The organism is Microbacterium lacus (assembly GCF_044794305.1).
Classification (GTDB): domain Bacteria; phylum Actinomycetota; class Actinomycetes; order Actinomycetales; family Microbacteriaceae; genus Microbacterium; species Microbacterium lacus_B.
Genome location: NZ_CP084996.1, coordinates 1,494,563 through 1,517,705, shown reverse-complemented (window position 1 = coordinate 1,517,705; position 23,143 = coordinate 1,494,563). Strand labels below are relative to the sequence as shown.

The 23,143-nt window shown below is 65.9% G+C and carries 27 protein-coding genes; 15 read left to right on the top strand and 12 right to left on the bottom strand.

What is annotated here, in order from left to right:
* Nucleotides 1-78: 78 nt before the first annotated feature.
* The 4 genes from LG299_RS07405 (at nt 79) to LG299_RS07390 (ending at nt 5,849) form a co-directional block, all read left to right on the top strand.
* On the top strand, nt 79-3,636 hold the full coding sequence (locus LG299_RS07405; RefSeq protein WP_404434432.1) for a TM0106 family RecB-like putative nuclease: 3,558 nt from the start codon (nt 79-81) through the stop codon (nt 3,634-3,636).
* Nucleotides 3,637-3,697: 61 nt separating this feature from the next.
* Nucleotides 3,698-4,018, top strand: coding sequence for a DUF3467 domain-containing protein (locus LG299_RS07400; RefSeq protein WP_404434430.1), 321 nt, complete (start codon nt 3,698-3,700; stop codon nt 4,016-4,018).
* A 62-nt stretch (nt 4,019-4,080) separates the two neighbouring features.
* On the top strand, nt 4,081-4,611 hold the full coding sequence (locus LG299_RS07395; protein ID WP_404434429.1) for a hypothetical protein: 531 nt from the start codon (nt 4,081-4,083) through the stop codon (nt 4,609-4,611).
* Nucleotides 4,608-5,849 carry a type III PLP-dependent enzyme gene (locus LG299_RS07390; RefSeq protein ID WP_404434428.1) on the top strand — a complete coding sequence of 414 codons (1,242 nt, stop codon included), beginning with the start codon at nt 4,608-4,610 and terminating at the stop codon, nt 5,847-5,849. The genes LG299_RS07395 and LG299_RS07390 overlap by 4 nt, the downstream gene beginning before the upstream one ends.
* A 13-nt stretch (nt 5,850-5,862) precedes the next feature.
* On the opposite strand, the gene upp is transcribed toward LG299_RS07390, so the two are convergent.
* Entirely contained in the window at nt 5,863-6,495 is a 633-nt protein-coding gene (upp, locus tag LG299_RS07385) for a uracil phosphoribosyltransferase (RefSeq protein WP_404434427.1), read from the bottom strand.
* A 91-nt stretch (nt 6,496-6,586) separates the two neighbouring features.
* Here upp and tadA point away from each other — a divergent pair, with 91 nt between their 5' ends.
* Nucleotides 6,587-7,018 (top strand): tRNA adenosine(34) deaminase TadA, encoded by a 432-nt coding sequence (tadA, locus tag LG299_RS07380; protein ID WP_404434839.1) that lies wholly within the window; start codon nt 6,587-6,589, stop codon nt 7,016-7,018.
* A gap of 1 nt (nt 7,019) precedes the next feature.
* Here tadA and LG299_RS07375 read toward each other — a convergent pair whose 3' ends face one another.
* Nucleotides 7,020-7,985, bottom strand: a complete 966-nt coding sequence (locus LG299_RS07375; protein WP_404434426.1) for a cation diffusion facilitator family transporter — start codon at nt 7,983-7,985, stop codon at nt 7,020-7,022.
* Nucleotides 7,986-8,087: 102 nt separating this feature from the next.
* On the opposite strand from LG299_RS07375, the gene LG299_RS07370 reads away from it, so the two are divergent.
* Entirely contained in the window at nt 8,088-8,864 is a 777-nt protein-coding gene (locus LG299_RS07370; RefSeq protein WP_404434424.1) for a DUF2306 domain-containing protein, read from the top strand.
* Here LG299_RS07370 and LG299_RS07365 read toward each other — a convergent pair.
* The 3 genes from LG299_RS07365 to LG299_RS07355 form a co-directional block, all read right to left on the bottom strand.
* Nucleotides 8,842-9,954 carry an alpha/beta fold hydrolase gene (locus LG299_RS07365; RefSeq protein WP_404434423.1) on the bottom strand — a complete coding sequence of 371 codons (1,113 nt, stop codon included), beginning with the start codon at nt 9,952-9,954 and terminating at the stop codon, nt 8,842-8,844. The genes LG299_RS07370 and LG299_RS07365 overlap by 23 nt on opposite strands.
* A 110-nt stretch (nt 9,955-10,064) precedes the next feature.
* A complete protein-coding gene (locus LG299_RS07360) occupies nt 10,065-10,724 on the bottom strand; it encodes an SRPBCC domain-containing protein (RefSeq protein WP_404434421.1) in 660 nt (219 codons plus the stop codon).
* Nucleotide 10,725: 1 nt separating this feature from the next.
* Nucleotides 10,726-11,127 (bottom strand): ArsR/SmtB family transcription factor, encoded by a 402-nt coding sequence (locus tag LG299_RS07355; protein WP_404434419.1) that lies wholly within the window; start codon nt 11,125-11,127, stop codon nt 10,726-10,728.
* Nucleotides 11,128-11,207: 80 nt separating this feature from the next.
* Here LG299_RS07355 and proC point away from each other — a divergent pair, with 80 nt between their 5' ends.
* From proC to LG299_RS07340, 3 genes are read left to right on the top strand one after another with little or no spacing between them, the layout of a single operon-like run.
* Entirely contained in the window at nt 11,208-12,062 is an 855-nt protein-coding gene (gene proC / locus LG299_RS07350; protein WP_404434418.1) for a pyrroline-5-carboxylate reductase, read from the top strand.
* 42 nt (nt 12,063-12,104) lie between these two features.
* Entirely contained in the window at nt 12,105-13,481 is a 1,377-nt protein-coding gene (locus LG299_RS07345; protein WP_404434416.1) for a TrkH family potassium uptake protein, read from the top strand.
* Nucleotides 13,474-14,169, top strand: a complete 696-nt coding sequence (locus LG299_RS07340) for a potassium channel family protein (RefSeq protein WP_404434414.1) — start codon at nt 13,474-13,476, stop codon at nt 14,167-14,169. The genes LG299_RS07345 and LG299_RS07340 overlap by 8 nt, the downstream gene beginning before the upstream one ends.
* 6 nt (nt 14,170-14,175) lie before the next feature.
* Here LG299_RS07340 and LG299_RS07335 read toward each other — a convergent pair whose 3' ends face one another.
* The gene (locus LG299_RS07335) at nt 14,176-14,847 is read right to left on the bottom strand and encodes a potassium channel family protein (RefSeq protein ID WP_404434412.1); all 672 of its coding nucleotides are present in this window, start codon (nt 14,845-14,847) and stop codon (nt 14,176-14,178) included.
* Entirely contained in the window at nt 14,840-16,279 is a 1,440-nt protein-coding gene (locus LG299_RS07330; protein WP_404434410.1) for a TrkH family potassium uptake protein, read from the bottom strand. The genes LG299_RS07335 and LG299_RS07330 overlap by 8 nt, the downstream gene beginning before the upstream one ends.
* Before the next feature lie 67 nt (nt 16,280-16,346).
* On the opposite strand from LG299_RS07330, the gene LG299_RS07325 reads away from it, so the two are divergent.
* Nucleotides 16,347-16,763, top strand: coding sequence for an ArsR/SmtB family transcription factor (locus tag LG299_RS07325; RefSeq protein ID WP_404434408.1), 417 nt, complete (start codon nt 16,347-16,349; stop codon nt 16,761-16,763).
* A 3-nt stretch (nt 16,764-16,766) separates the two neighbouring features.
* Here LG299_RS07325 and LG299_RS07320 read toward each other — a convergent pair whose 3' ends face one another.
* Together LG299_RS07320 and LG299_RS07315 are read right to left on the bottom strand one after the other, a co-directional pair.
* Nucleotides 16,767-17,573 (bottom strand): ABC transporter permease, encoded by an 807-nt coding sequence (locus tag LG299_RS07320; RefSeq protein ID WP_404434407.1) that lies wholly within the window; start codon nt 17,571-17,573, stop codon nt 16,767-16,769.
* Nucleotides 17,570-18,469: an ATP-binding cassette domain-containing protein gene (locus LG299_RS07315; protein ID WP_404434838.1), complete on the bottom strand. Its 900-nt coding sequence runs from the start codon at nt 18,467-18,469 to the stop codon at nt 17,570-17,572. Before LG299_RS07315 ends, LG299_RS07320 begins: the two co-directional genes overlap by 4 nt.
* Nucleotides 18,470-18,568: 99 nt before the next feature.
* Between LG299_RS07315 and LG299_RS07310 the strand changes: the two genes are divergently transcribed.
* From LG299_RS07310 to LG299_RS07290, 5 genes are all read left to right on the top strand, one after another.
* Nucleotides 18,569-19,498: a TetR/AcrR family transcriptional regulator gene (locus LG299_RS07310; protein WP_404434406.1), complete on the top strand. Its 930-nt coding sequence runs from the start codon at nt 18,569-18,571 to the stop codon at nt 19,496-19,498.
* Nucleotides 19,499-19,587: 89 nt separating this feature from the next.
* Nucleotides 19,588-19,779, top strand: coding sequence for a helix-turn-helix domain-containing protein (locus LG299_RS07305; RefSeq protein WP_404434405.1), 192 nt, complete (start codon nt 19,588-19,590; stop codon nt 19,777-19,779).
* An 83-nt stretch (nt 19,780-19,862) separates the two neighbouring features.
* Nucleotides 19,863-19,961 carry a 30S ribosomal protein bS22 gene (locus LG299_RS07300; RefSeq protein WP_003792170.1) on the top strand — a complete coding sequence of 33 codons (99 nt, stop codon included), beginning with the start codon at nt 19,863-19,865 and terminating at the stop codon, nt 19,959-19,961.
* A gap of 98 nt (nt 19,962-20,059) precedes the next feature.
* Nucleotides 20,060-20,353 carry a rhodanese-like domain-containing protein gene (locus tag LG299_RS07295; RefSeq protein ID WP_404434404.1) on the top strand — a complete coding sequence of 98 codons (294 nt, stop codon included), beginning with the start codon at nt 20,060-20,062 and terminating at the stop codon, nt 20,351-20,353.
* A gap of 1 nt (nt 20,354) precedes the next feature.
* Nucleotides 20,355-20,624, top strand: coding sequence for a glutaredoxin family protein (locus LG299_RS07290; RefSeq protein WP_404434403.1), 270 nt, complete (start codon nt 20,355-20,357; stop codon nt 20,622-20,624).
* Nucleotides 20,625-20,664: 40 nt separating this feature from the next.
* On the opposite strand, the gene LG299_RS07285 is transcribed toward LG299_RS07290, so the two are convergent.
* The 3 genes from LG299_RS07285 to aspS all read right to left on the bottom strand — a co-directional run bounded on the left by LG299_RS07285 (nt 20,665) and on the right by aspS (nt 23,138).
* Complete coding sequence (locus LG299_RS07285; RefSeq protein ID WP_404434402.1) at nt 20,665-20,847, bottom strand: YegP family protein; 183 nt, start codon at nt 20,845-20,847, stop codon at nt 20,665-20,667.
* A gap of 121 nt (nt 20,848-20,968) precedes the next feature.
* Complete coding sequence (locus LG299_RS07280) at nt 20,969-21,754, bottom strand: tyrosine-protein phosphatase (protein ID WP_404434837.1); 786 nt, start codon at nt 21,752-21,754, stop codon at nt 20,969-20,971.
* A 43-nt stretch (nt 21,755-21,797) separates the two neighbouring features.
* A complete protein-coding gene (gene aspS / locus LG299_RS07275; RefSeq protein ID WP_404434401.1) occupies nt 21,798-23,138 on the bottom strand; it encodes an aspartate--tRNA(Asn) ligase in 1,341 nt (446 codons plus the stop codon).
* Nucleotides 23,139-23,143 lie beyond the last annotated feature (5 nt).

Below are 23,143 nucleotides of genomic sequence, written 5' to 3'. Positions count from 1 at the left end.
GTCTGGCAGGTGCGGGCGGCGGGCGCGCGGTGGGGCGTCGGTGGTCGCGGCTAGGGTCGTGGAGGAGAAGGGCAGGGCATGCGATACATCGAGGCAGGTGGCGACCGGCTGGGGCGAATCGTCTGGAGCGCGAGCGACCTCAAATCCGCTGCCGAGTGCGAGTTCGCCTGGGTGCGAGGAATCGATGCTCGCTTGGGTCGCATCGCGGCGGTCGAAGAGCCTGAAGACCTTACGCTTCAGCGAGCCGGTCGCCTCGGCACCCAGCACGAACTGCGCGTGCTCGATGACTACATCGCACAGTTCGGCGAGCGGGTGGTGGTCATCCCCGAGGCGCGATCTTCCGATGCAGAAGCTCTCGCCGCTGCGGTCGCCCTCACGAACGCTGCCCTCGTCTCGGACGCTGCGGTGATCTACCAAGCGGCCTTCGCGACGGACGAGTTCGTCGGCTTCGCGGACTTCCTCGTGCGCGACCCGTCGACCGGCCCGACATCGGGCGCCTGGGTGGTGCAAGACACGAAGCTTGCTCGGCACGCGCGGGTGACCGCGCTTATGCAACTCTCGGCATATGTCGATCAGCTCGACCGTCTCGGGGTGCCTCGCGCCGACCACGTCGAGCTGCTGCTCGGCGACGGGTCGACCAGCGTCCACCGCGTCGACGACCTTCAGCCGGTTTTCGGTCTGCGCCGAGAGCGGCTCGCGGCGCTCATCGCTGATCGGCGGCTCGACCTCGCTGCCGGGGGCGACGCGATCGCGTGGGGAGACGACCGGGGCGAACTCGGGGTCATCGCCTGTGGCCGTTGCGCTACGTGCGACGGCGAGGTCGTTGCCTCGCGCGATCTGTTGCTCGTCGCGGGTATGCGGCCCACGCAGCGTCAGCGCCTGCGAGTTTCCGGCATCCTCACCATCGACGATCTGGTGCGTGCCGAAGCCGCGCCCGCGCGCATGAGTCCCGATACGTTCCGCATGCTGCGGACGCAGGCGCGCCTGCAGGTGAACAGCCCCGCGGGAGGGGTGGTCGAGGCGCCGAAGACCGACGACGCTCCTGCGATCCCGACGTTCGAGGTCGTCGCCCCGAAGGCGCTGGGCGCGTTGCCGCGCCCCGACCTCGGCGACCTGTTCTTCGACTTCGAGGGCGATCCGCTGTACACCGAAGAGGCCCCGGAGGGCACGGTCACCGCCAAGGCGTGGGGCTTGGACTACCTCTTCGGCTGGGTAGATGACCGTGAGCAATACACGGCGCTGTGGGCGCACAGCTTCGCCGAAGAGAAGCGGGCGCTCGAGACCTTCCTCGACTTGGTGAACCTTCGCCGCGCCGAACACCCCGGCATGCATATCTACCACTACGCACCCTACGAGCCCTCGCACCTTCTCGCCATGGCGGCGCGCTACGGCGTGCGCGAGTCCGACGTCGACCGGCTGCTCCGTGACGGCATCTTCGTCGACCTGTACCCGATCGTCCGGCGCGCGCTGCGAGTCGGGTCGCGGTCGTACTCGATCAAGAAGCTCGAACCGCTCTACATGGGCGCAGAGGTACGCACCAGCGACGTGCAGAAGGGCGACGACTCGATCGTTCAGTACGTCCAGGCGCGCGCGTTGCAGGACGATGGGGCGGATGCCCCGGCCCGGCAGATCTTCGATGACCTGGCCGACTACAACCGCTATGACTGCGTCTCGACGCGCCGCCTGCGCAACTGGTTGGTCGATCGCGCCCGCGACGCGGGTCTGCGACCGGCGACCGAGCCGGAGCCGGGTGAAACGGCGTACGAGCCGTCCGCGCGGTCGGTGACGCTGGGTGCGTTGGCGAGCAACCACCCGCACGACTCGGTGGATGCGATTTCGCTGCGCATGGGCGCTGCGGCGATCGACTACTACCCGCGCGAGGCGAAGTCGTTCTGGGCATCGCATTTCCTCCGCCTGCGCGAGCCGGTGTCGCTGTGGGCCGAGTCCCGCGATGTGGTGGCGCTCGACGCCGAGCGGTGTCGCATGCTCGAGGATTGGCATCGCCCCGAGGGGCGCCGGGTCGACGTGCGGGTGATCGAGCTGCGCGGCGAACTCGCCCCCGGAACGCGGCTGAGCGAGGGCGGCGAGCCGTTCGCCATCTATGAGCTTCCGGCTCCCTTCCCGGTCGAGGCCTCTCCGCGATGGATCCACGCTGACCGGCGGGTGAAGGTGCTCGAGGTTCTCGATGACGGCGCCATCGTCGAAGAGACGGCGGTCGACGGGTTCACGTGGCACGAGCTACCCGTGGCGCTGACACCGGCCGCACCGCCGCGTGCGCTGAATCAGCAGGTCGCGATCGATGCCTGGGCCGATTCGCTGATCGACGCGTTTCCGAACCTGCCCGAAGATCCGGCAACCGACATCCTCGCTCGTCGGGCGCCACGCATGCTGACCGGCACGCTTCCCGTCTCTGTCGGTGACGACGTCGACACGATCGTGCGCGCTGTGCGCGACCTCGACCGCAGCTACTTGGCTGTGCAGGGTCCTCCGGGGACAGGCAAGACCTACGTCGGCTCTCACGTGATCGCCCGACTGGTGCGAGACCACGGGTACAAAGTCGGCGTCGTCGCTCAGTCCCACGCCGTCATCGAGAACATGCTCGACCGAATCGTGGCAGCCGGGGTCCCGAGCGCCCAGGTTGCGAAGGCGCCGAAGGACGCGACAGCCGACGGCCTCTCGTTCACCGTGATCGCGAAGAACGGGGTGCCCGAGTTCACGGCCGGGCACGCAGCATCCGGCTATGTCATCGGCGGCACCGCGTGGGACTTCGCCCACGAGACCCGCGTTCCGCGAGGGAGCCTCGATCTTCTCGTCATCGACGAAGCAGGCCAGTTCTCGCTCGCGTCGACCGTCGCCGTCTCGCTGGCGGCGTCGCGCCTGCTGCTGCTCGGTGACCCGCAGCAACTGCCGCAGGTGAGCCAGGGCACTCACCCCGAGCCCGTCGACACTTCGGCGCTCGGCTGGGTCATGGACGGCCTCGATGTGATCGACCCCGCGCACGGCTACTTTCTCGCCCGCACCTGGCGCATGCGCTCTGAGGTGGCACAGCCGGTGTCGGTGCTGTCGTACCAGGGCGAACTCGCGGCGCATCCGGCAACGGACGACCGGGTTCTCGAAGGCATCGAGCCGGGACTTCGCCCCGTGGCGATCCGCCACCACGGCAACGCCACGCAATCCGTCGAAGAAGCCGCTGCCGTTGTCGAGATCGTGCGAGATCTGCTCGAACGGCCGTGGCGCAGCATCCGCATCGACGATGCCGGTGCGACCATTCCCACCGCCCCGCGGCCGCTCGGCCAGCGGGACATAATCGTCGTCACCCCGTACAACGCGCAGCAGGTGCTGATCGAGCAAGCGCTAGAGGATGCCGGGTACCCTGACGTTCCGGTCGGTACAGTCGACAAGTTCCAGGGTCAAGAAGCGGCGGTGGCGATCGTGTCGCTTGCAGCATCGGCGGGGCGCGATGCCCCGCGCGGGCTCGAGTTCTTGTTGCTGCGCAATCGCCTCAACGTGGCGATCTCGCGTGCGATGCACACGGCCTACCTCGTCTACTCGCCCGGCCTGCTCGATGATCTGCCGTACACGCCCGAGGGTGTCGCCCGACTCAGTGGCTTCGCGCGACTGGTGGGACGAGGGTAGCGGCGAGCCGATCATGCGCCGAGCGTAGACTCGCCGCACGCCCGCACAGCTGGAGGTAGCCATGGCCGACGACGCTCCTCGTCAGTTCGAAATCGATCTGCCACCCGACATCATTCCCGGGTCGTACGCCGACTTCGCCAACGTCTGGCACACTCCGACGGTGTTTGTCATGGACTTTCTGACGCTTGCTCAACCGCCTCGCGACGAGGTTGATCCTGCCTCGGGCGAGCGTCGCACGATTGTGCCCGCACGAGTGGTGAGCCGCATCAGAATCCCTCCCGAGCAGGTGTTCGAATTGGCGAAAGCGCTCACCCAGCAGTTGGAGTTCTGGGAGCAAGAGACCGGTCGGCGTTCGCCGGCGGGACCGTTGCTCGAAGACTGAACGCGCGGGCACGTATCACCGCCCGCACTCCGTCCTCTGTCACCGAGGAAGGAGTGCACCCCATGAGCACGACCGAAAGCGAAGCAGATACGACATCGCTCGCCCCCGCCACAGAGCAGATCGCACCCGCATCGGGCCGAGGAATGGGGTTCTGGATCGTCCGGTACCTGCCGGCTGAGATCGCGGGCACCGCCGCGATGATTCTGGCGGGCCTCGGAGTCACGTTCTGGACAGACAACCCCGCGATCATCGCGCTCGCCGCCCTCATCGGCGAGATCATCGGTTTCTACGTCGTGCTGATCCTCGTGATCTACTTCGAGCAGTCTCGAGTCGTCGGAGGTCACCGCCGCGCCTTCGCCCGCACCATGGTCCTCCTGATCGCCGAGTTCGGCGCCGCGGAACTGCTCGACACCCTGCTGATCCGCCCCGCCGCGCTGCTCCTCGGGGTCTGGCTCGTGAAAGACCCCGTGTGGGGACTTCTCGCCGGCAAGGTCGTCGCCGACGTGATCTTCTACGCCATCGCCGCCGGCGCGTTCACCATCACCGACAAGACCGGTCTTCGCGACCGCGGCGTCCAGGAGGACGTCGCATGAACGCCATCGCTGCACTCCGAGAGAGTCGCCGCCGTGAGATCTCGGCACTCATGTCCCGCGAGTCCACCCGCGCTGCTCTCGCCGTGCACGGGAGCCCGCTCCTCGTGCTCGATCCCGACCGTGTGCTGCGCCAGTACCGGCGCCTGCTCAACGCCTTGCCGTTCATCCGGTTCCACTACGCGGTCAAGGCACTCTCACATGACACGGTGATCGCCGCGCTCGCAGATGCCGGGTGCTCCTTCGACGTCGCGACCGGCGAGGAACTCGCGCTCGTGCAGCGCCATGGCGTCTGCGCGCAGCGGGTGATTCACACGCATCCGATCAAGAAGGCCTCCGAGATCGTCGAGGCCATCGAGGCCGGGGTGCGGACTTTCGTGGTCGACAACGAGGTGGAGTTGGACAAGTTCACGGATGCCGCGGCCGGCGTCCGCGTGCTCCTCCGGCTCAGCTACCCGAGCCCGCACGCGAAGAGCGATCTGTCGAGCAAGTTCGGTGTCGGCCCGTTCGAGGCGGAGCGTCTCGTCCGCCACGCGCTCGGCAGAGGCATCCACGTCGCAGGTTTCAGTTTTCACGTCGGCAGCCAGCTCGATGACCCCGACCGCTTCGCCCGCGCCATCAGTGACACCATCGCGCTCATCGACGATCTGGAGGCACGACTCGGGGTGCGGTTCGGTGTGCTCGACATCGGCGGGGGCTTCCCCGTACCCTACGACCAGCCCGTCGCGTCCATCGAAGAGGTCGCTGCCCGGATTCGGCCGGTGCTCGAGCCCCACGCCAGTCGCTTCGACGTCATCGCCGAGCCCGGTCGCATCCTGGTCGGCGATTGCATGACGCTCATCAGCAGTGTGGTCGGCATCGCCGAGCGCGGTGACGGGCGCTGGTATTACCTCGATGACGGACTCTACGGGTCGTACTCGAACGTGCTGACCGAGGACGTGCACCCGATGATCTTCGCCGAGCGTGAACTGCACGGCGAGGGTCCCTCGCACCGCTGGGCCACGCTCGCCGGACCGACGTGTGACTCGACCGACGTCATTGCGCGAGAACAGCTGCTTCCCGACCTCGTTGTCGGCGATCTGCTGATCAGTCCCGCGATGGGGGCGTACACCACGGTTACGGCAACGCGCTTCAACGGTCGCCCGTTCACGCCGATCGCTGTCATCGAGGCAGAGCCGATCGGCGCTACGCCCTCTTCCGTACGGGTGCCAGACGTCGCTCGTGAGCCCGCGATCGTCTGACCGTGCCCGAGGTTCAGACCGTGCCGTAGAGCCGGTCTCCGGCGTCGCCGAGTCCGGGGACGATGTAGCCCTTCTCGTTGAGCTTCTCGTCGAGTGCGCCCAGAACCAGGGTCACGTCGCGGTCGCCGACCTGCTTCTCGATGGCCGCCACGCCTTCGGGCGCGCCGAGAATGCAGATCGCCGTGACATCCTGCGCGCCGCGTGCGAAGAGGAACTCGATGGCGGCACCGAGGGAACCCCCGGTGGCGAGCATCGGGTCGAGCACGAAGCACTGGCGGTCGCTGAGGTCGTCGGGAAGGCGCTCGGCGTAGGTTGTCGGCTCGAGGGTCTCTTCGTTGCGCGCCATGCCGAGGAATCCGACCTCGGCGGTCGGGAGCAGCTTCACCATTCCTTCGAGCATGCCGAGTCCGGCTCGCAGGATCGGAACGACGAGCGGACGCGGCTCGCTGATCTTGACGCCGGTCGTCGACGTCACCGGGGTCTGGATCTCGATGTCCTCGACGCGGACCGAGCGAGTTGCCTCGTAGGCCAGCAGTGTGACCAGTTCTTCGGTGAGTTGGCGGAATACCGGCGACGGCGTGCGCTCGTCGCGCAGAACTGTGAGTTTGTGGGTGATGAGGGGATGATCGGCGACGTGCAAGCGCATAGGGACAGGCTAGTGCGTGGCCCCTCAAATCGGTGCCGCGTAGTCTCTTCCTGTGCCGCAGAATCCCCCCCACCCCGCAGACGTCGATGCCATGCGTCGGGCGCTGTCGTTAGCGGTTGCCGCGGGTCGCGCGGGCGATGTTCCGGTCGGGGCGGTGGTGACGGATGCCTCGGGCGCCGTCATCGGCGAAGGTCAGAACCTGCGCGAGGTCACACACGACCCGACCGCCCACGCCGAGGTGGTCGCGCTGCGGCAGGCCGCCTCCGCGGTCGGCGCGTGGAACCTCGAGGGCTGCACTCTTGTCGTCACCCTGGAACCGTGCGTGATGTGCGCCGGGGCCGTGCTGCAGTCGCGCATTTCGCGCGTGGTGTTCGGGGCGTGGGATGACAAGGCCGGCGCTGCCGGATCGATCTACGACGTTCTGCGAGATCGGCGCCTGCCCTACCGGGCAGAGGTGGTCGCAGGTGTGCTCGAGGACGAAGCATCCGCCCTCTTGAAAGACTTCTTCGACGCGCGTCGGTGACTCAGTCGACTGAGAGGATGACGAACTCTTCCGTCGGTGGCTTCGGGTCAGTGCCTGGCCGATAGATGTCGGGCTCGATGTAGATCACGCGCGCGGCGGGCACAGCCTCGCGAATGCGGGCCTCGACCACGTCGATGTCGGTGGCCGCGTCGGCAAGCGTCTTGTCGCTGGCCATCGTGATCTTCGCGGCCACGAGCAGTTCGTCGGGGCCGAGGTAGAGGGTCTTGATGTGGATGAGTCGCTCGACGCCCGGTGTATCTGCGATCGCCGACACGATGCGATCGTGATCGGCGTCGGTTGCGCCCTCGCCGACGAGCAGGCTCTTCGTTTCGACGCCGAGCGTGATCGCGACGAGGATCAGCAGGGTGCCGATCATGAGGGTTCCGATGGCGTCGAAGAGCGAGTTGCCCGTGATCGCGGTCAGACCCACGCCGAAGAGGGCGAAGACGAGACCCGTGAGAGCAGCCACGTCTTCGAGCAGGACGACCGGAAGTTCGGGGGCCTTGGCGTGCCGCACGAACGACACCCAGGACTGTCCCTTTTCGCGGACGTGGTTGCTCTCCTGCACCGCCGTGCGGAGAGAGAATGATTCCAGACCGATGGCGATCACGAGCACCACGATCGGCACCCAGACGTTCGTGAGTTCGTGCGGATGCGTGAGCTTGTCGATGCCCTCATAGATCGAGAACACGCCGCCGACCGAGAACAGGATGATCGCGACAACGAACGCGTAGACGTAGCGCTCGCGGCCGTGTCCGAACGGGTGCTCTCTGTCGGCCGCCTTTTTGGCCTTTCGTCCGCCGAGGAGCAGCAGGAGCTGATTTCCGGAATCGGCGACCGAGTGGATCGCTTCGGCGAGCATCGAGGCCGACCCCGAGATGAGCCACGCGGCGAACTTCGCGACCGCGATGCCCACATTCGCCAGGAACGCGGCGATGATCGCCCTGTTGCCGCCTGATGCACTCATGGCGGACAGTCTAGGGGGCCAAGTTTTCGGGGGCTGACCCGGGTGCGACCCGGGGGACAGCCCCCTGCCCGCAAAGGCAGGCGCGGCCATACCGTGACAGCTATGACCCACACCCACGCTCTCGTCGTCGCGCCGCCGAGCGCAGTCAGTTCGCCACGCTCCCGTGTCGGCAGACGAATCGGGTGGACGTTCGTTCTCTTGTCGGCGCTCGCGATCGTGGCATTCTCGGCTGCTCCGTACTTCACCGCATCGCTGGGCGACCTCGCAGCCGACGACGTCGGCCTTGCGTCGACCTATGCCAGCGCGCCGCCGTTCGTACAGGGTGCGCTCTACGTGCACATCGTCGGGGGTGCTGTTGCGCTCGTCGTGGGGCCGCTGCAGTCTTGGCGCGGGCTTCGTGCTCGTGTTCCCCGCGTTCACCGACTGCTCGGTCGGACATACCTGATCTCGGTCGCGGTGGCCTCAGTCGGCGGCCTCATGATTGCTCCGTCGAGCCCGGCGGGGTTCGTGGGCTTCTTCGGCTTCTCGACACTGGCCGTGCTCTGGCTGATCACCGGGTGGCGGGCGTACCGCAGCATCCGGCGCGGAGATGTGCCCAGCCACAACGCGTGGATGATCCGCAACTACGCACTGACCTTCGCAGGCGTCACCCTGCGCATCTGGCTGCCCCTGCTCTTGCTCGGGCCGCTCGTGCTGGGGCTGCCGTGGGAGTTCGACGCGGCGTTCGCCAACGCGTACGCCGCCGTACCGTTCCTGTGCTGGCTGCCGAACCTGCTTGTCGCTGAGTGGTTGATTCGGCGGCGCGGCCTTCCGTCGTATCGGACGCAGTCATCGCCCGTGGGTCTCGCGCCTGGCGTCAGTCGGCGGAGCGGAGAATGATCGCCTCGGTCGGAGGCGCGGGGTCAGCCGGCGCGCCGACGTACCCGATGCGCTCGAGGAGCGCTTGCCGGAATTGCGCCGGACGCTCCAGGTGCGCCGAGTGGCCGACACCCTCGAGTGCGACCTCGGTGACGTCACCGCCGGCCGCGGTGTACGAACCCAGGACATCGCGAGTTTGCGTGACCATGAGTTGAGCCGGAGCGATCTCTTCGCCCGGCCATCCCGGGATGATGCCGAGCTGACCGAGGTAGTTGAGGTCATAGAACGAGGCATCCGACACGATCGCGTCTGCGGTGCCGTGAATCCAGAGGATCGGGGGTTTATCGGCGAGGTCGACGATCGCGGACGTGTTGAAGTAGCGAGGAGTCATGGTGTTGAGCACACCGTTCGGCCCGGCAGCGAAGCCCGGCCAGTTCTCACTCGGCACGCCGTCGCCGGGGTAGTTGCCCGACGCCGTCGAGGTTGTCAGCATCGAGGCGACCCAGATGTCTTCGTGGTCTGTTGTGTAGTCCGCCGCGACATACCCCGAGCGGAAAACGCTGCGGGGTGAAGTGGGAGCCTCGTCGGTGGTGTCGCCCGTCGTGAGTCGCTCGACGAAGTCGGGGTTCGCGCCACCGGCACCGGTCCCTGCATCGTCGTCGGTGACGCGTGTGCCGTCACGGCGAGTTCCACCGAATCCATAGGGCGAGACCGGCGACTGCAGAGTAAGGCTCAGAGTGGGGTGGTCGAGCGCGTACTGCATGACGACGCCGCCTCCCATCGACCAGCCCACCATGTGCGCGGAGACGATTCCGAGCGCGTCGAGCGTTGCGTGAACATCGTCGCTGAAGTCGCGGACGCCGCGAGTGGCATCGACGGGGGCGTGCTCGGTGCCGCCGAAGCCCCTCAGGTCGATGGCGATGACTCTCAGTTCGCGCGGAAGGTCCTGCATGATCTCTTGCCAGAACAGGCTGGACGAGACGTTTCCGTGGATCAGGACGACCGTGTGCTCAGGAGCCGTGGCGGGGTCATCGCCGGCTCGCTCGAGGATGTTGACGTTGAGGTCTGGCGTCTCGATGATGCGCGATGTGATGCCGTCGAACAAGGTCATGCAAAGCCTCCGCGTGATGCATCGGGGCCTGTTTGGCCCCGCCTGATTCGACTATAGTCTGCGGCCTCCGGCCGCATGAATTGCCGTTCAGGTTAGGTTCCAGGCTCGGCTCAGAGTGGCATCTGGCCCGTGTAGAACCCGAAGGTCGCGTCGGCGGCGCGAGTCGCAGCATCCGCATCCGCTCCGAAGGCGAGGTGTGCGGAACGCCAGGCATCCGCCGCGCTCCTGTAGAACTCCTGGCCCTCGGGTGTGAAAGCCCAGGCTTCGACGTGTTCGGGATTGACCTCTGGGTTGCTCGCGAGGTGAAGAGCGAGCCCGAGCATCCCGCCGTCCCAACCGACGCCGGTCGCGCCCGGTCCGAATTGCTCCCAGAAGCCGGCGGGGATGTCGGATTCACGGGAGGTGTGCTCGAGTTCGACGCGCGTGCTCTCGGCGCCCTCGGCCGTCACGCGCACGACGAGCCACGTCACTCCGCCGCCGTACTCCCACGTCACGCGATAGTGCGCCTGTCCGTCGGCCGGTGGGGAACACTCGAGCACCTCACCGCCAGCGTTGCCTTCGAGCTGGTAGCGGCCGCCGAGGCGCAGATCACCGGTGATCGGGGTGAACCAGCGCGGGATTCTCTCAATGCTGGTCACCGCATCCCACACATCGTTGATCGGGATCGGGTATTGCTGTGACAGTGTCTGGACGAACGCACGATCGCCCTCGAGATCGGTCGCGCGCACTCCGCGCGACACCGCCGCCACCTGGGCGTTCACATCCACCATGTCAGTTCTCCTTGTCCGGCATCTCGTCGTCGGATGCCTCGGTCGAGGCATCCGTTGCGTCTGTGGTGTCTGGGATGAGTCTGCGGGCGCGTCGGCCCCGTGCGAGCTCGGTGCCCAGTGCGTCGAGGTGAGGTTGCCAGTATCGCCGGAACTGATCGAACCAGGCGTCGGCCATCTCGAGTGACTCCGTGTGAAGGGCATAGATTCGTCGTGCGCCCTCGGGTCGGACGGTCGCGAACCCTGATTCCCGCAGAACGCGGAGGTGTTGCGAGACCGCAGGCTGCGAGATGCCGAACTCGCGCTGAACGATCTCGCCCAACTCGCCCGCGCTTGTCTCGCCGTCGGCGAGCAACTCGAGGAGCCTCCGCCGGACCGGATCTCCGAGAATGTCAAGAGCGTGCATTCATCCATAATTGCGTCACTACTTATATAAGTCAAGACTTCTCGCACGCGCTTGTTCGTCGGCGTTCGTAGGATGGCCCCATGCCTGAGGCCACTTCGCTCCCTCCCACCCTTCCGCCCATTGCGATTCTCGGCGCAGGGTCAATGGGTGGCGCCATCCTTCACGGGCTTGTGAGATCGGGCCTTGCCGGGGGAGGAGTCACGGTCACCAACCGCACGGCGACGAAAGCCGCTGACCTGGCGGCACTCGACGGTGTGACGAGCATCGCGCTCGAAAACCAGGAGAGCGGAAACACGGATGCCGCAGCCGCAGCCGACATCGTGCTCGTCGGGGTGAAACCGGTGATGGTGCCCGACCTGCTCCGCGAGATCGCGGGCGCGCTGCGACCCGGCACGGTCGTCGTGAGCCTCGCGGCCGGAGTGACGATCGCGACGTTCGAGCAGATTCTCGGCCCCGGCATCCCCGTCCTGCGGTCGATGCCGAACACGCCCGCTGTCGTGGGCAAGGCTGTGACCGGCCTCGCCGCGGGCGCGACGGCGACAGACGAAGACACGGCCGTGGTGCGTCGACTCTTCGAAACCTGCGGCGCCGTCGTCGAGGTTCCCGAGAGCCAGATCGACGCACTCTCGACCATTTCGGGTTCCGGGCCTGCGTACGTCTTCCTGCTCGTCGAAGAGCTCACCAAAGCCGCGATAGGCAAAGGCTTCGACCAGGCCGAGGCGCGGCTCATGGCCGAGCAGACCTTCATCGGTGCTGCAGCGCTGCTCGAGGCATCCGGTGAGAATCCCGCCGAACTGCGCAGGCGCGTGACCAGCCCCAAGGGCACGACCGAGCGTGCGATCGCGGTGCTGCAAGACGCGCACCTCGACGTACTTTTCGCTACGGCGACGGATGCTGCGCTCGCCCGCGCTCGGGAACTGGCGACCGGCGCATAGCCACTTCGCACGGGGGGCTTGCGCTCCGGCGAAACAGGCGTAATGTGCTCTCTCGTGCCTACACGCGACGCCGCGAGCACGCGGGTTCGTCGCGTGCTCCGCTTGCACCCCGCCCAGGCCGTTGTCGTTGGTTTCAGCGGTGCGGTCTTCCTCGGTACAACCCTTTTGGCGTTGCCGATCTCGTCGGTCCAAGGCGAGGCAACCGACTTCTACGACGCACTCTTCACGGCGACGTCGGCCGTGTGCGTCACGGGCTTGACTTCGGTTGACACCGCGACGCATTGGAGCGGGTTCGGCCTCGCCGTGATCCTTCTGCTGATCCAGATCGGCGGACTCGGGATCATGGTCTTCGCCACGCTGATCGGTCTCGTCCTCGTTCGGCGGCTCAGCGTCCGCTCACGGCTCAATGCGGCAGCCGAGACCGACGCCGTCGGCGCCGACGATGTGCGCACGGCGATCCGAGGCATCCTGACTCTCTCGCTCCTCATCGAGGGCGTCACGTTCGTGCTGCTCTTTGTGCGGTTCATCCTCGGCTACGAGTACGACCTCGGTAAGGCGGCCTGGCACGCTCTGTTCCACTCCGTGTCGTCGTTCAACAACGCCGGGTTCGCGCTCTACAGCGACAACCTGATCGGCTTCGCTGCCGACCCGTTCATCTGCCTGCCGCTCTGCGCCGCGATCATCCTCGGGGGGCTGGGGTTCCCGGTGCTGATGCAGCTGCGCCGGGAGTGGGGTCGTCCGCTGCGGTGGAGTATGAATACGCGCCTGGTGCTCGCCGGCTCCGTCGTCTTGCTACTCGGCGGCGCGGTGTACATCACCGTGATCGAGTGGTCGAACCCTCAAACTCTTGGTGCGTACGACCCTGCATCGCGGATCCTGATCGGGTTCTTCCACTCGGTGCAAACTCGCACAGCCGGGTTCAACTCGGTGGATATCGGTCTCATGTACGACGAGACGTGGGTTGGGATGGACGTACTCATGTTCATCGGTGGCGGCCCCGCGGGTACTGCCGGTGGCATCAAGGTCACGACCTTCGCCGTGCTCCTGTTCATTCTGATCACCGAGTTGCGCGGCGAGGGCGCGGTCAACATCTTCGGCAAGCGCCTGTCGCGTGCCGTGCACCGTCAGGCGATCGCCGTCGTGCTGATGGCGCTCGCCGCGATCATGACCGCGACGATCGCCTTGATGTTCATCACAGGTCACAACCTCGACCGGACGCTCTTCGAAGCGGTGTCGGCGTTCGGCACCGTGGGGCTGTCGACCGGCATCACCTACGAACTGCCACCCGCTGCGGAAGTCGTGCTGGTGATCCTCATGTTCCTCGGCCGCATCGGCCCCCTCACCCTCGGCTCGGCGCTGGCGCTGCGCCAACGGCGCATCCTGTACGAATACCCGAAAGAGAGGCCTGCCATTGGCTAAGTTCGCGTTCTTCGCCGACAACTCCCGGCGCATCGCTGAAGCAGACTCGGTCGTCGTCATCGGTCTCGGCAGATTCGGCGCTTCGCTCGCCGAAGAGCTCATGGCCTCAGGCACCGAGGTACTCGGCATCGATGTCGACGAAGAGACCGTGCAGTCGTTCAACAGCGTGCTCACCCAAGTGGTGCGGGCTGATTCCACCAAAGAGGAAGCGCTTCGCCAGTTGGCCGTCGACCAGTTCGATCGCGTCGTTGTGGCCATCGGCGACGACGTGCAAGCCTCGATCCTGACCGCCTCGGTACTGCTCCAGCTGAAAGTGCCGGTCATCTGGGCCAAGGCAGTCAACGAACAGCACGGGCGCATCCTCGAACAGCTCGGCGTGCACCACGTGATCTTCCCCGAGAAGGAAATGGGCAGGCGTGTCGCGCACCTGGTGCGTGGCGCGGCGATGGATTACCTCGAGGTCGAGAAGGGGTACGCGCTGGCGAAGATCGCTCCGCCCGAGCTGATCCGCGGCACACCCCTGGGACAGACGTCGATCCGCAAGACATACGGCATCACGGTGACGGCCTTCAAGACACTGCAGGAGCAGTGGCGAAACGCCGACAACCAGACCGTCGTCAACGAAGGCGACACGATTCTGATCGTCGGGCCCACGAAGCAAGTGGAGGCCTTCGCGCAGTTGCGCTGAAGCTCGTTACCTCTCTAGAGCCGCAAACCGCTCGATGTCGCTGTTCGTGCCCGACACGATGATGAGGTCGTGGTTGGTGACGACCGTGTTGGCCTCGGCGTAGCGGAACGGCTTGCCGGGGCTTTTCACCCCGACGACGGTGACGTTGTACTTCGTGCGGACGCCGGACTCATTGAGCCCCACACCGCGGATGAACTTCGGCGGGTACATCTTCGCGATCGCGAAGTCGTCGTCGAAGCGGATGAAGTCCAGCATCCGCCCGCTGACGAGGTGCGCGACACGTTCACCGGCCTCACGTTCGGGGTAGATCACGTGATTTGCGCCGACGCGCGAAAGGATCTTGCCGTGCGACTGCGAGACCGCCTTCGCCCAGATCTGCGGAACCTTGAGGTCGACGAGGTTCGCCGTGATGAGGACGGATGCCTCGATCGATGATCCGACCGCGACCACGGCGACCTGAAAGTCCTGCGCGCCGATCTGCTTGAGCGCGTCGATGTTGCGGGCATCGGCCTGCACGGTGTGTGTGACGCGCTCCGACCACTTCTGGACGAGTTCGAGGCTCTCGTCGATGGCGAGAACCTCGCGCTCCAGCCGGTCGAGTTCGCCCGAGCACGCCGCGCCGAACCGGCCCAGTCCGATCACGAGAACGGGGGCGTCGCTTCTGATTCGCTCAGCCAACGATGGGCCTTTCTACGGGCAGCGAGTAGAGCTGCGAACTGGTTGTCGCCGCCACCGCCGCGGCGAGTGTCACTGTACCAATGCGACCCATGAAGATCGTCAACGCCATCACATAGACCGCGGGATCATCCAGCTCCGCGGTGAGTCCGGTCGACAGACCGACCGTGCCGAACGCCGAGATGACGTCGAAGAGCACATCGGCGATCGGTTCTTGGCTGATCTGGGCAATGATGATCGTCGAGAGGGCCACGATCGTCGCCCCCCACGCCACGACCGAGAGGGCGACACGCTGCACGTCACTCGGAATCCGGCGCCCGAATGCCTGAACCGCCGGACGACCCTTTGCCTCAGAGAAGACGGCGAGCGCGAGGACGGCGAGGGTCGTCACCTTGATGCCGCCTGCCGTGGAGGCAGACCCGCCGCCGACGAACATCAGCATGCTGCCCACCACGAGCGACGAGCCGTAGAGCTCACCGACGTCGACGACCGAGAACCCGCCCGAACGCGTCATCGCCGAGAGGAAGAACGCTTGGAAAGTGGTGTCCCAGGCGTTCATCGAGCCGAAGGTCTTGGGGTTGTTGAATTCGAGAGCGAGGAATGCGGCCGCGCCGGCGACGAACAGGGCCGTCGTGGTGATGAGTGTCAGCTTGGCGTGCAATGACCACCGGCGGACGTGCCACACGTGCTTCCAGAGGGTGTAGATCACTGGGAAACCGATGCTTCCCAAGAACACCGCGATCATGAGGATCGTCAGCAGGATGTAGTCATCGGCGAACGGCTCCAGCCCTCCGGGGTTCGGCGTGAACCCGGTGTTGGTGAAGGCCATCGCCGCGTAGAAGGGCGACTGCCACAACGCGTCGAGCGGTGCGACTCCGGCCACCAGCATCGCCGGAAAGAGGGCGATCGCCACCAGCAGTTCGATCAGGAGCGTCGACAGGGCAACAGTCCGCAGAAGCTGGCCGACTTCGCCGAGTCGAACCGTCTGGCCCTCATTGACCGGTCCGCCGTGCGAGCGCAGCGGGTTGCTGTCACTCGCCGCGATGAGCTTCGCACGCAGTCCCAGGCGCTTTGAGATCACGAGCCCGAGGATCGACGCAAGGGTCAGTACTCCCATTCCGCCGATGTTGACGCCGATGAAGATGATCGTCTTGCCCAGTGGGGAGAACGTCGAGGCGATATCGACCGTGGTGAGCCCTGTCACGCAGATCGTCGAGACGGCAGTGAAGAGAGCATCGGCCAGCGGCAGCCGCCTTCCCGCGTTTGTCGCCGCGGGAAGCGACAGCAGCGCGGTGAACAAAAGGATCAGCGAGACGAACACGAGCACCGCAAAGCGGGCGGGGGAGGAGGTCGTGGCATTGCGCACACGGTCGAAGATCGACTTCAGCGTCCGCGGAACGCTCCGCGCGAACGACCCAGCTGGGCCAGTCGCCATGCGTCGCCCCCTTCGCTTACGGACCTCAGTCATGGTACTCCGGCGGAGGCACGACTAATCTGATCCCATGGCGGACATCTTCGACGTGATTGCGGACGGCACTCGCCGCGACATCCTGCGGCTGCTTCTGGACCGTGCCGCCACGGCGGAACGCGGAACGAGCGTGTCGCACATCGTGCATCAGCTGGGCATTTCACAACCGACGGTGTCGAAGCACCTCAAGGTTCTGCGGGATGCGCACCTGGTCTCGGTGCGCGAAGAGGGTCAGCACCGGTACTACAGCCTCTCTTCAGAACCGCTCGACGAGGTCGACGATTGGCTGATTCCCTTCATCGATGAGCGGATGGATGCTGAGCTCGCAGCCTCCGGTGGTGCGTCAGCGCTGACCGATTCGGCGGCGCACGCAGCCGACGTGGTAGGCCGGGCCGCGGCATCCGCCAAGCACGCCCTCGAGAGCGCGCTCAAGAAGCTTCCCGGGCGCTGAGGCTCAGCGGCGTCCTGCTTTTCGTTGGAACAGCCACGCACCCCAGAGCACCGACACGGCGAGGATGCCGAGGCACCAGCTGACCGCCCACCACGGTTGCGCGCCGAGGGGCAGCTCGAAAAGCAGACCGCGGATCGTCTCGATGATCGGGGTGATGGGCTGGTGCTCAGCGATCCCCTGTAGCCAGACGGGCATCGTCTCGACCGGCACGAAGGCGCTCGAGAGGTAGGGCAAGAACAGGATGATGAAGCCGTAGCCGCTCGCTGCCTCGGGGCTTCCTGCAGCCAGGCCGATCGCGGCGAAGAGGTAGGTGATCGTCAGGATGTACAGCGCGATCAGTCCTCCCGCAGCCACCCACCCCCAGAACGGCGCCGTCGGGCGAAAGCCCACGAGTACCGCGACGGCAATCACCACGCCGGTGGCGAGCAGGTTGCGCAGCAGACTCGCGATCACGTGGCCGGTCAGCACGGCTCCGCTGCGCAACGGCATCGTGCGGAAGCGATCGATGATTCCGGTTTGCAGATCGCGCGCGACATACACCGCAGTGGATGCCGCGCCGAAGCCCGCGCACAGGAGGATGATTCCCGGCACGACATAGTCGACGTAGCCGCCGGTCGGATCGATGGCGCCGCCGAAGACGAAAGTGAACAGCAGCATCAGCAAGACCGGGAGCATGATCGCCATGAGCAGCGACTCTCCGTCGCGCAGCGAGTGAAGGAGGCTGCGCTGGACGAATACCGACTCGGCGGTCAGACCGGTGATGCGAGGGCGGATGCCGGGGGCGGCGGTGAGGGCGGAAAGAGTGGTCATTGCTGCTCCTGCGGGTTTGTGAGGTCGGTGCGGGATGTCGACCCGGTGAGCGAGAGAAAGACGTCATCCAAGCTTGGCCGGCGGAGAGTCACCGTTCCGTCGGCTCCCGTCGCGTCCAGCGCGTCGAGCGCTCGCCGGAGCCCGGCTACCGTCCCGTCGGTCGGAAGTTCTCTCACCAATTCGCCGCCAGCACCGCGCAGCTCGACGGTCTCGCTGCCGAGGCTCGACTTGAGCTCTTCGGGGGTTCCAGCCGATACGACGCGCCCGCCATCGAGCACCGCGATCTGATCGGCCAGGAGGTCGGCTTCTTCGAGGTACTGCGTCGTGAGCAGCACGGTGGTGCCGGCATCTGCCAGCCCTCGAATGACGCCCCACACTTCACGCCGGCTGCGGGTGTCGAGCCCTGTGGTGGGCTCATCGAGAAAAAGCACCGCAGGGGTGACGACGAAACTGAGCGCAAGATCGAGGCGGCGCCGCATTCCGCCGGAGTATGTGCCCGCCCGTTTGCGGGCGGCGGTGGTGAGGTCGAACCGCTCGAGCAGTTCAGCGGAGCGGCGCCGCGCGAGAACCGGGCTCAACCCGGACAGCCGTGCGAGCATCGTGAGGTTCTCGGCACCGGTGAGCATGTCGTCCACCGCAGCCGACTGGCCAGTGAGACTGATTCGGCGCTTCACCTGGTCGGAGTCGGTGACGACGTCGAACCCGGCAACCGTGGCGTGGCCTGTGTCGGGTCGGGTGAGTGTGGTGAGGATGTTGATCGTGGTGGTCTTGCCGGCACCGTTGGGGCCGAGCAGGGCGAAGACTTCTCCTGGTGAAACCGAGAAGTCCAGGCCCGACAGCACCTGCTGCCGGCCGAAGGACTTGCCGAGACCCACCGCCTCGATGACATGGTTCATGGTCATTCCTTACTGTGTACGTAAAAAACTGTTTATGACCATAACATACTGTTTACGGTGTAAACAGTCCTAGGATGGGGACAGACGAGAGGTAGGCCGATGACCGACGATGCAGACCTCGAACTGCCGCGCGGCATCGCCCTGGCATGGGGCGTAGCGGCAGACCCGCAACGCGGACCCAAACGCGAGATGAGCGTCGAGAAGATCGTCGACGCAGCCGTCGAGTTGGCTGATGCCGAGGGTCTCGGTGCCGTCTCGATGGCAGCCGTCGCCGCCCGCCTGGGGTACACCCCGATGTCGTTGTATCGCTACGTCAGCGCGAAAGACGACCTCCTCCTGCTCATGCAGGAAGAAGCCACGGGCCTGCCGCCCGCACCCGAGGGGCAAACGACGGGATGGCGAGAACGGCTTCGCGACGGCTTCACCGCGATGGTCGGTTCGTATCTGCGGCATCCCTGGATGCTCGACATCCCGATCACGGGATCCCCGATCACTCCGAACAGTTCTGCATGGATCGAATCGAGCCTCGTCGCCCTGGCCGACACGCCGCTCACTCAGGAGGAACGCATCGCCGTGACGCTCCTCGTCACCGGCCAGGCTCGCTGGTACGGCACTGTGCTCGCCGGCTATGCGTCGCAGGCTCGCACGACGGGCATGTCGCCCGAGCAGATCACGGAGCGCGAGGGCGCGCTCTTTGACGCGTTGATCAGCGCGGACGGGTACCCCGCGCTGCGCGCAGCGGTCGATGCGGGCGCGTTCGTCTCGGACGCTGACCCCTTTCAGTTCGGGATCGAGCGGATTCTCGATGGAGTGGCCGCGTACCTTGACGCCCTCACCGCCGGTGGAGAGCGCCCAGATCGACCGTCGTGGATCACGCTCGAAGATGCAGACGTCGCTGGAGACAAAAAGGTGCGCGACGCCCAGAAGGCTGTGCGCGATGCCGACAAGGCCCTGCGCGACGCCACAAAGGTCGAGCGCGCGGCCGTTCGCGACGCGCGCGAACGGCTGGCGAGGCATCCGTCCGCATGATCCGTCTCGATCCCAGCAGTCACACGGGTTTACACGCGTCGCACGCACCCCATAGAGTGTCTTCAGCACGACTCGGGGAAGGGGAGATCATGGCTGAGCTGCCTGATGTGCGCTTCCTGACGGTTGCCGAGGTCGCAGACCTCATGCGGGTGTCAAAAATGACTGTCTACCGGCTCGTTCACTCGGGCGAACTGCCCGCCGTGCGCTTCGGCCGCAGCTATCGCGTACCCGAATCGGCGGTCACCGAGGCCCTGCATCGGCCTATCGCCGACGTCGGCTAGACTGATCCGAGGCATTTTTTCGTACTGCCCGTTCCCGGGCGCAGGTTTGTCTGCGTCCAGACCACTACGTAGTGAGGTTTTCCGTGGGTTCTGTCATCAAGAAGCGCCGCAAGCGCATGGCGAAGAAGAAGCACCGCAAGTTGCTTCGTAAGACTCGCCACCAGCGCCGCAACAAGAAGTAGCGCGGCAAGAGTAGTAAGAGTTCTACCGACACCAAGCGCCTGTCCTGTGGACGGGCGCTTCGTGTTAGCCGCACACCGCGATCACCCAGGAGGCACCCGTGCGCACGATCGATGTTCACGAACTTCACCGCGGCACCGACCGCCCGCTCATCGACGTGCGCGAGGTCGATGAGTTCGCTGCCGGCCGCGTGCCCGGTGCAATCAACTTGCCGATGTCGACCATCGGCGAGCACCTCGACGAGCTCCCCGAGGGTCCGCTCGACGTGATCTGCAAAGTCGGCGGACGCTCAGCCCGTGTCGTTCAGGCGCTCGAGTCACGCGGGTACGACGTCACCAATGTCGACGGCGGCACCGACGAATGGATCGCCGCGGGCTACCCCGTCGAGGTCTGAGATGGCCACGATCACCCTGATCGGCAAGGACGGTTGCCATCTGTGCGACGTTGCGCGCGAGGTGATCGAGGCCGTAGTCGCTGATTTGCCGGATGCTGTGGCCGACGCCGTAGAGCTCACCGAGCTGTCGATCCAGGACGATCCTGCGCTGTTCGAGCTGTGGTGGGAGAAGATCCCCGTGGTGCTTGTGGACGACGACGTGCTCGGGCATTGGCGTATCTCGCCCCACCGCTTGCGCGAGGCCATTCTGGCCGCTGATCGGCAGGCATGAGAAAGGCCTCGCCCTTCGGCGAGGCCTCTGTCGGTGAAGACTACTTCTCGACTTCGATGATTTCGGCGCCGGGCGCGTTCGTCTTGATCGACTCGATGCCGTTCAAGGCCCCGGACTTCGATGAGTACCCCTGACTGGACGCGATCACCTGACCGTTGCCCGCCAAAAGGTTGAAGCGATAGTCGCCGCCCTTGTCTACCCAGAGTTCGAACTTTCCTGCCACCAGGACCCCCTTCGGCCACTCCGACGAGGCGTCGTTGCCTGCGCGGGACGACCAGAGGCCGTCACCGGTCACGCTAGCGGTTCGGTGGAGGGGAGCGCGAGAGGGAATCAGATCTCTCGGCTCAGCCGGCGAGGCGCACGCGCAGCGCGGCGAGTTCGTCATCCGTCAGCCCGCCCGACTGCAGGTAGCCGGACGCACCGCCGTGGGCGGAGTCGACCCATTCGAGTGCACCGCTTAGCGCCTCTGGTGGGGTCGCGGTTAGCAGTGTGTCGATCTCGGGGGTGAGGGGAACACCCATCGCGGTGACCATTCCCCGCATGCGGTCCGCCCACGGTCCCGCGAGGTTGTCGGCCGAAGAGGCGTAGTCGGCGATCACGGCCTCGCGGTCCGCGCCGACGGCTTCGAGCAGCAGGGCTACCGCAACGCCCGTGCGATCTTTACCTGCGGTGCAGTGCACGAGCACCGCGGTCGGTGGCTTGTCGGTGGATGCCGCGACCAACCGCGCGAGCTCGGCAAAGGACCCGGCACCGCCCTCGAGCATGTGGACGTACAGGTCACTCAGTGAGGGCAGGGTCGCGAGGGCTTGCTGGATGGCGGCGGCCGCAGCATCCGGATCCGCCGCCTTCATCACGCCCTGCGCCATTCCGGTCATTGCCCCCTCGAGAAGCGGGAGTTCGACGATGCGGAACTCGCGCGACTGCGGGAGCAGGTCGGGTGCCATGTCGCGCTCTTGCGGCGTGCGGAAGTCGGCGATCACGCCGATGTCGGTCGCCGCGAGGTCTTTGATGCCCTGACGCGTGAGGTTGCTCAGCGCTTCTGAGCGAAAGAGCACTCCGGATCGGGATACTCCACCCTGCGTGAGAGGCGTTCCCCCGGTGTCGCGAAAGTTCTGCAGTCCGTTGATCATCACGCGCTCCAGCCTACGGCGCGAGCCGAAGGCAGGCCCAGGGTCAGGGGGCGAGGCGCGTGGGCCCCCTGAACAGATAAGTGACCTCGCGGATCGACGATTCGCCCAGCATGAGCATGAGCACACGCGCGAGACCCATGCCGAAGCCGCCGTGCGGGGGAGCGCCGAAGCGGAAGAAGTCGAGGTAGAAGTTCAGGTGCTCGGGGTCGAGGCCCTTCTCCTTCGCCTGTTCGATCAGCACGTCTACGCGATGCTCGCGCTGGGCGCCGGTCGTGATCTCGACGCCGTTGAAGAGCAGGTCGTACGACTTGGTCAGCCCGGTCTCTTCGTCGCGCATGTGATAGAACGCACGGATTCCGGGGTGGTAGTCGGTGATGAACACGAACTGGTGGCCGTACGTCTCGCGCACGTACGCTGCGATCTGACGCTCGCCCTCGGGGTCGAGGTCGCCGTCGGTGCGGGGAACCTCGTAGCCCCGGGACTTCACGATTTCGAGCGCCTCGGCCAGCGGAATGCGCGGGAACGGGATGGCTGGAACCTGCACCTCGACGCCGAACAGCTCTTGCACCTCGGCGCCGTGCTTGTCAGCGACGGCCTGGAACGCGAACTGCAGGAGCTCTTCCTGCATGCGGGCGACGTCTTCGTGTGAGTCGATCCAGCTGATCTCGGCGTCGATGCTCGTGAACTCGGTCGCGTGGCGCGACGTGAACGACGGGTCGGCGCGGAACGCGGGGGCGATCTCGAAGATCTTGCCGAATCCTGAGACCTGAGCCATCTGCTTGAAGAACTGCGGCGACTGTGCGAGGTAGGCGGTCTGGTCGCCGAAGTACTCCAGCGCGAAGAGCTCGGCGTTCGACTCGGAGGGGCTCGCCATGAGCTTCGGCGAGTGCACCTCGATGTAGTCGCGCTCGATCCAGTACGTGCGGAGGGCATGTTCGAAGGTCGTCTGCACGCGGAAGATGAGGTTGTTGCGGCGCTGACGTAGGTCGAGGAAGCGCCAGTCCATGCGCTTCTCGGGGCTGCTGTCAGCAGCGATCGGCGTCTCGGGGTTGGCCGCTGCAGCGATCTCGAGCGAGTGGAGCTTGATCTCGACACCGCCGAGCTTGACCCGCTCGTCGTGTTTGAGCGCGCCGTGGGCCGTGAGGAACGTGCCCGTGGCGAGGCCAGAAATGGTCTCGGTCATCGCGAGGGCCGCAACATCCTGTTCACTTCCGTCCTCTGCCGGACGCGTCGCGGGGTTCACCAATTGCACGGCGCCGGTCTCATCGCGGAGGATGACGAACTGCACCTTCTTCTGGTCACGGACGGTTTCGACCCATCCGGATACCGAGACGAGTCCGTCTTCGCGGGCGTGGAGTTGGGAGACAAGGGTGCGTTCAGTCACGAGGG

Excerpts from the sequence above, each read along its gene's own strand:
- LG299_RS07320 (WP_404434407.1), bottom strand. The coding sequence starts at position 17,573 with ATGACCACTCTTTCCGCCCTCACCGCCGCCCCCGGCATCCGCCCTCGC.
- LG299_RS07370 (WP_404434424.1), top strand. The coding sequence starts at position 8,088 with ATGACCCACACCCACGCTCTCGTCGTCGCGCCGCCGAGCGCAGTCAGT.
- tadA (WP_404434839.1), top strand. The coding sequence starts at position 6,587 with ATGCGTCGGGCGCTGTCGTTAGCGGTTGCCGCGGGTCGCGCGGGCGAT.
- LG299_RS07405 (WP_404434432.1), top strand. The coding sequence starts at position 79 with ATGCGATACATCGAGGCAGGTGGCGACCGGCTGGGGCGAATCGTCTGG.
- LG299_RS07305 (WP_404434405.1), top strand. The coding sequence starts at position 19,588 with ATGGCTGAGCTGCCTGATGTGCGCTTCCTGACGGTTGCCGAGGTCGCA.
- LG299_RS07280 (WP_404434837.1), bottom strand. The coding sequence starts at position 21,754 with ATGATCAACGGACTGCAGAACTTTCGCGACACCGGGGGAACGCCTCTC.
- LG299_RS07375 (WP_404434426.1), bottom strand. The coding sequence starts at position 7,985 with ATGAGTGCATCAGGCGGCAACAGGGCGATCATCGCCGCGTTCCTGGCG.
- LG299_RS07355 (WP_404434419.1), bottom strand. The coding sequence starts at position 11,127 with ATGCACGCTCTTGACATTCTCGGAGATCCGGTCCGGCGGAGGCTCCTC.
- LG299_RS07330 (WP_404434410.1), bottom strand. The coding sequence starts at position 16,279 with ATGGCGACTGGCCCAGCTGGGTCGTTCGCGCGGAGCGTTCCGCGGACG.
- LG299_RS07390 (WP_404434428.1), top strand. The coding sequence starts at position 4,608 with ATGAACGCCATCGCTGCACTCCGAGAGAGTCGCCGCCGTGAGATCTCG.
- LG299_RS07365 (WP_404434423.1), bottom strand. The coding sequence starts at position 9,954 with ATGACCTTGTTCGACGGCATCACATCGCGCATCATCGAGACGCCAGAC.
- LG299_RS07360 (WP_404434421.1), bottom strand. The coding sequence starts at position 10,724 with ATGGTGGATGTGAACGCCCAGGTGGCGGCGGTGTCGCGCGGAGTGCGC.
- LG299_RS07325 (WP_404434408.1), top strand. The coding sequence starts at position 16,347 with ATGGCGGACATCTTCGACGTGATTGCGGACGGCACTCGCCGCGACATC.
- LG299_RS07395 (WP_404434429.1), top strand. The coding sequence starts at position 4,081 with ATGAGCACGACCGAAAGCGAAGCAGATACGACATCGCTCGCCCCCGCC.
- proC (WP_404434418.1), top strand. The coding sequence starts at position 11,208 with ATGCCTGAGGCCACTTCGCTCCCTCCCACCCTTCCGCCCATTGCGATT.
- LG299_RS07345 (WP_404434416.1), top strand. The coding sequence starts at position 12,105 with ATGTGCTCTCTCGTGCCTACACGCGACGCCGCGAGCACGCGGGTTCGT.
- LG299_RS07400 (WP_404434430.1), top strand. The coding sequence starts at position 3,698 with ATGGCCGACGACGCTCCTCGTCAGTTCGAAATCGATCTGCCACCCGAC.
- LG299_RS07315 (WP_404434838.1), bottom strand. The coding sequence starts at position 18,469 with ATGAACCATGTCATCGAGGCGGTGGGTCTCGGCAAGTCCTTCGGCCGG.
- LG299_RS07290 (WP_404434403.1), top strand. The coding sequence starts at position 20,355 with ATGGCCACGATCACCCTGATCGGCAAGGACGGTTGCCATCTGTGCGAC.
- LG299_RS07310 (WP_404434406.1), top strand. The coding sequence starts at position 18,569 with ATGACCGACGATGCAGACCTCGAACTGCCGCGCGGCATCGCCCTGGCA.
- upp (WP_404434427.1), bottom strand. The coding sequence starts at position 6,495 with ATGCGCTTGCACGTCGCCGATCATCCCCTCATCACCCACAAACTCACA.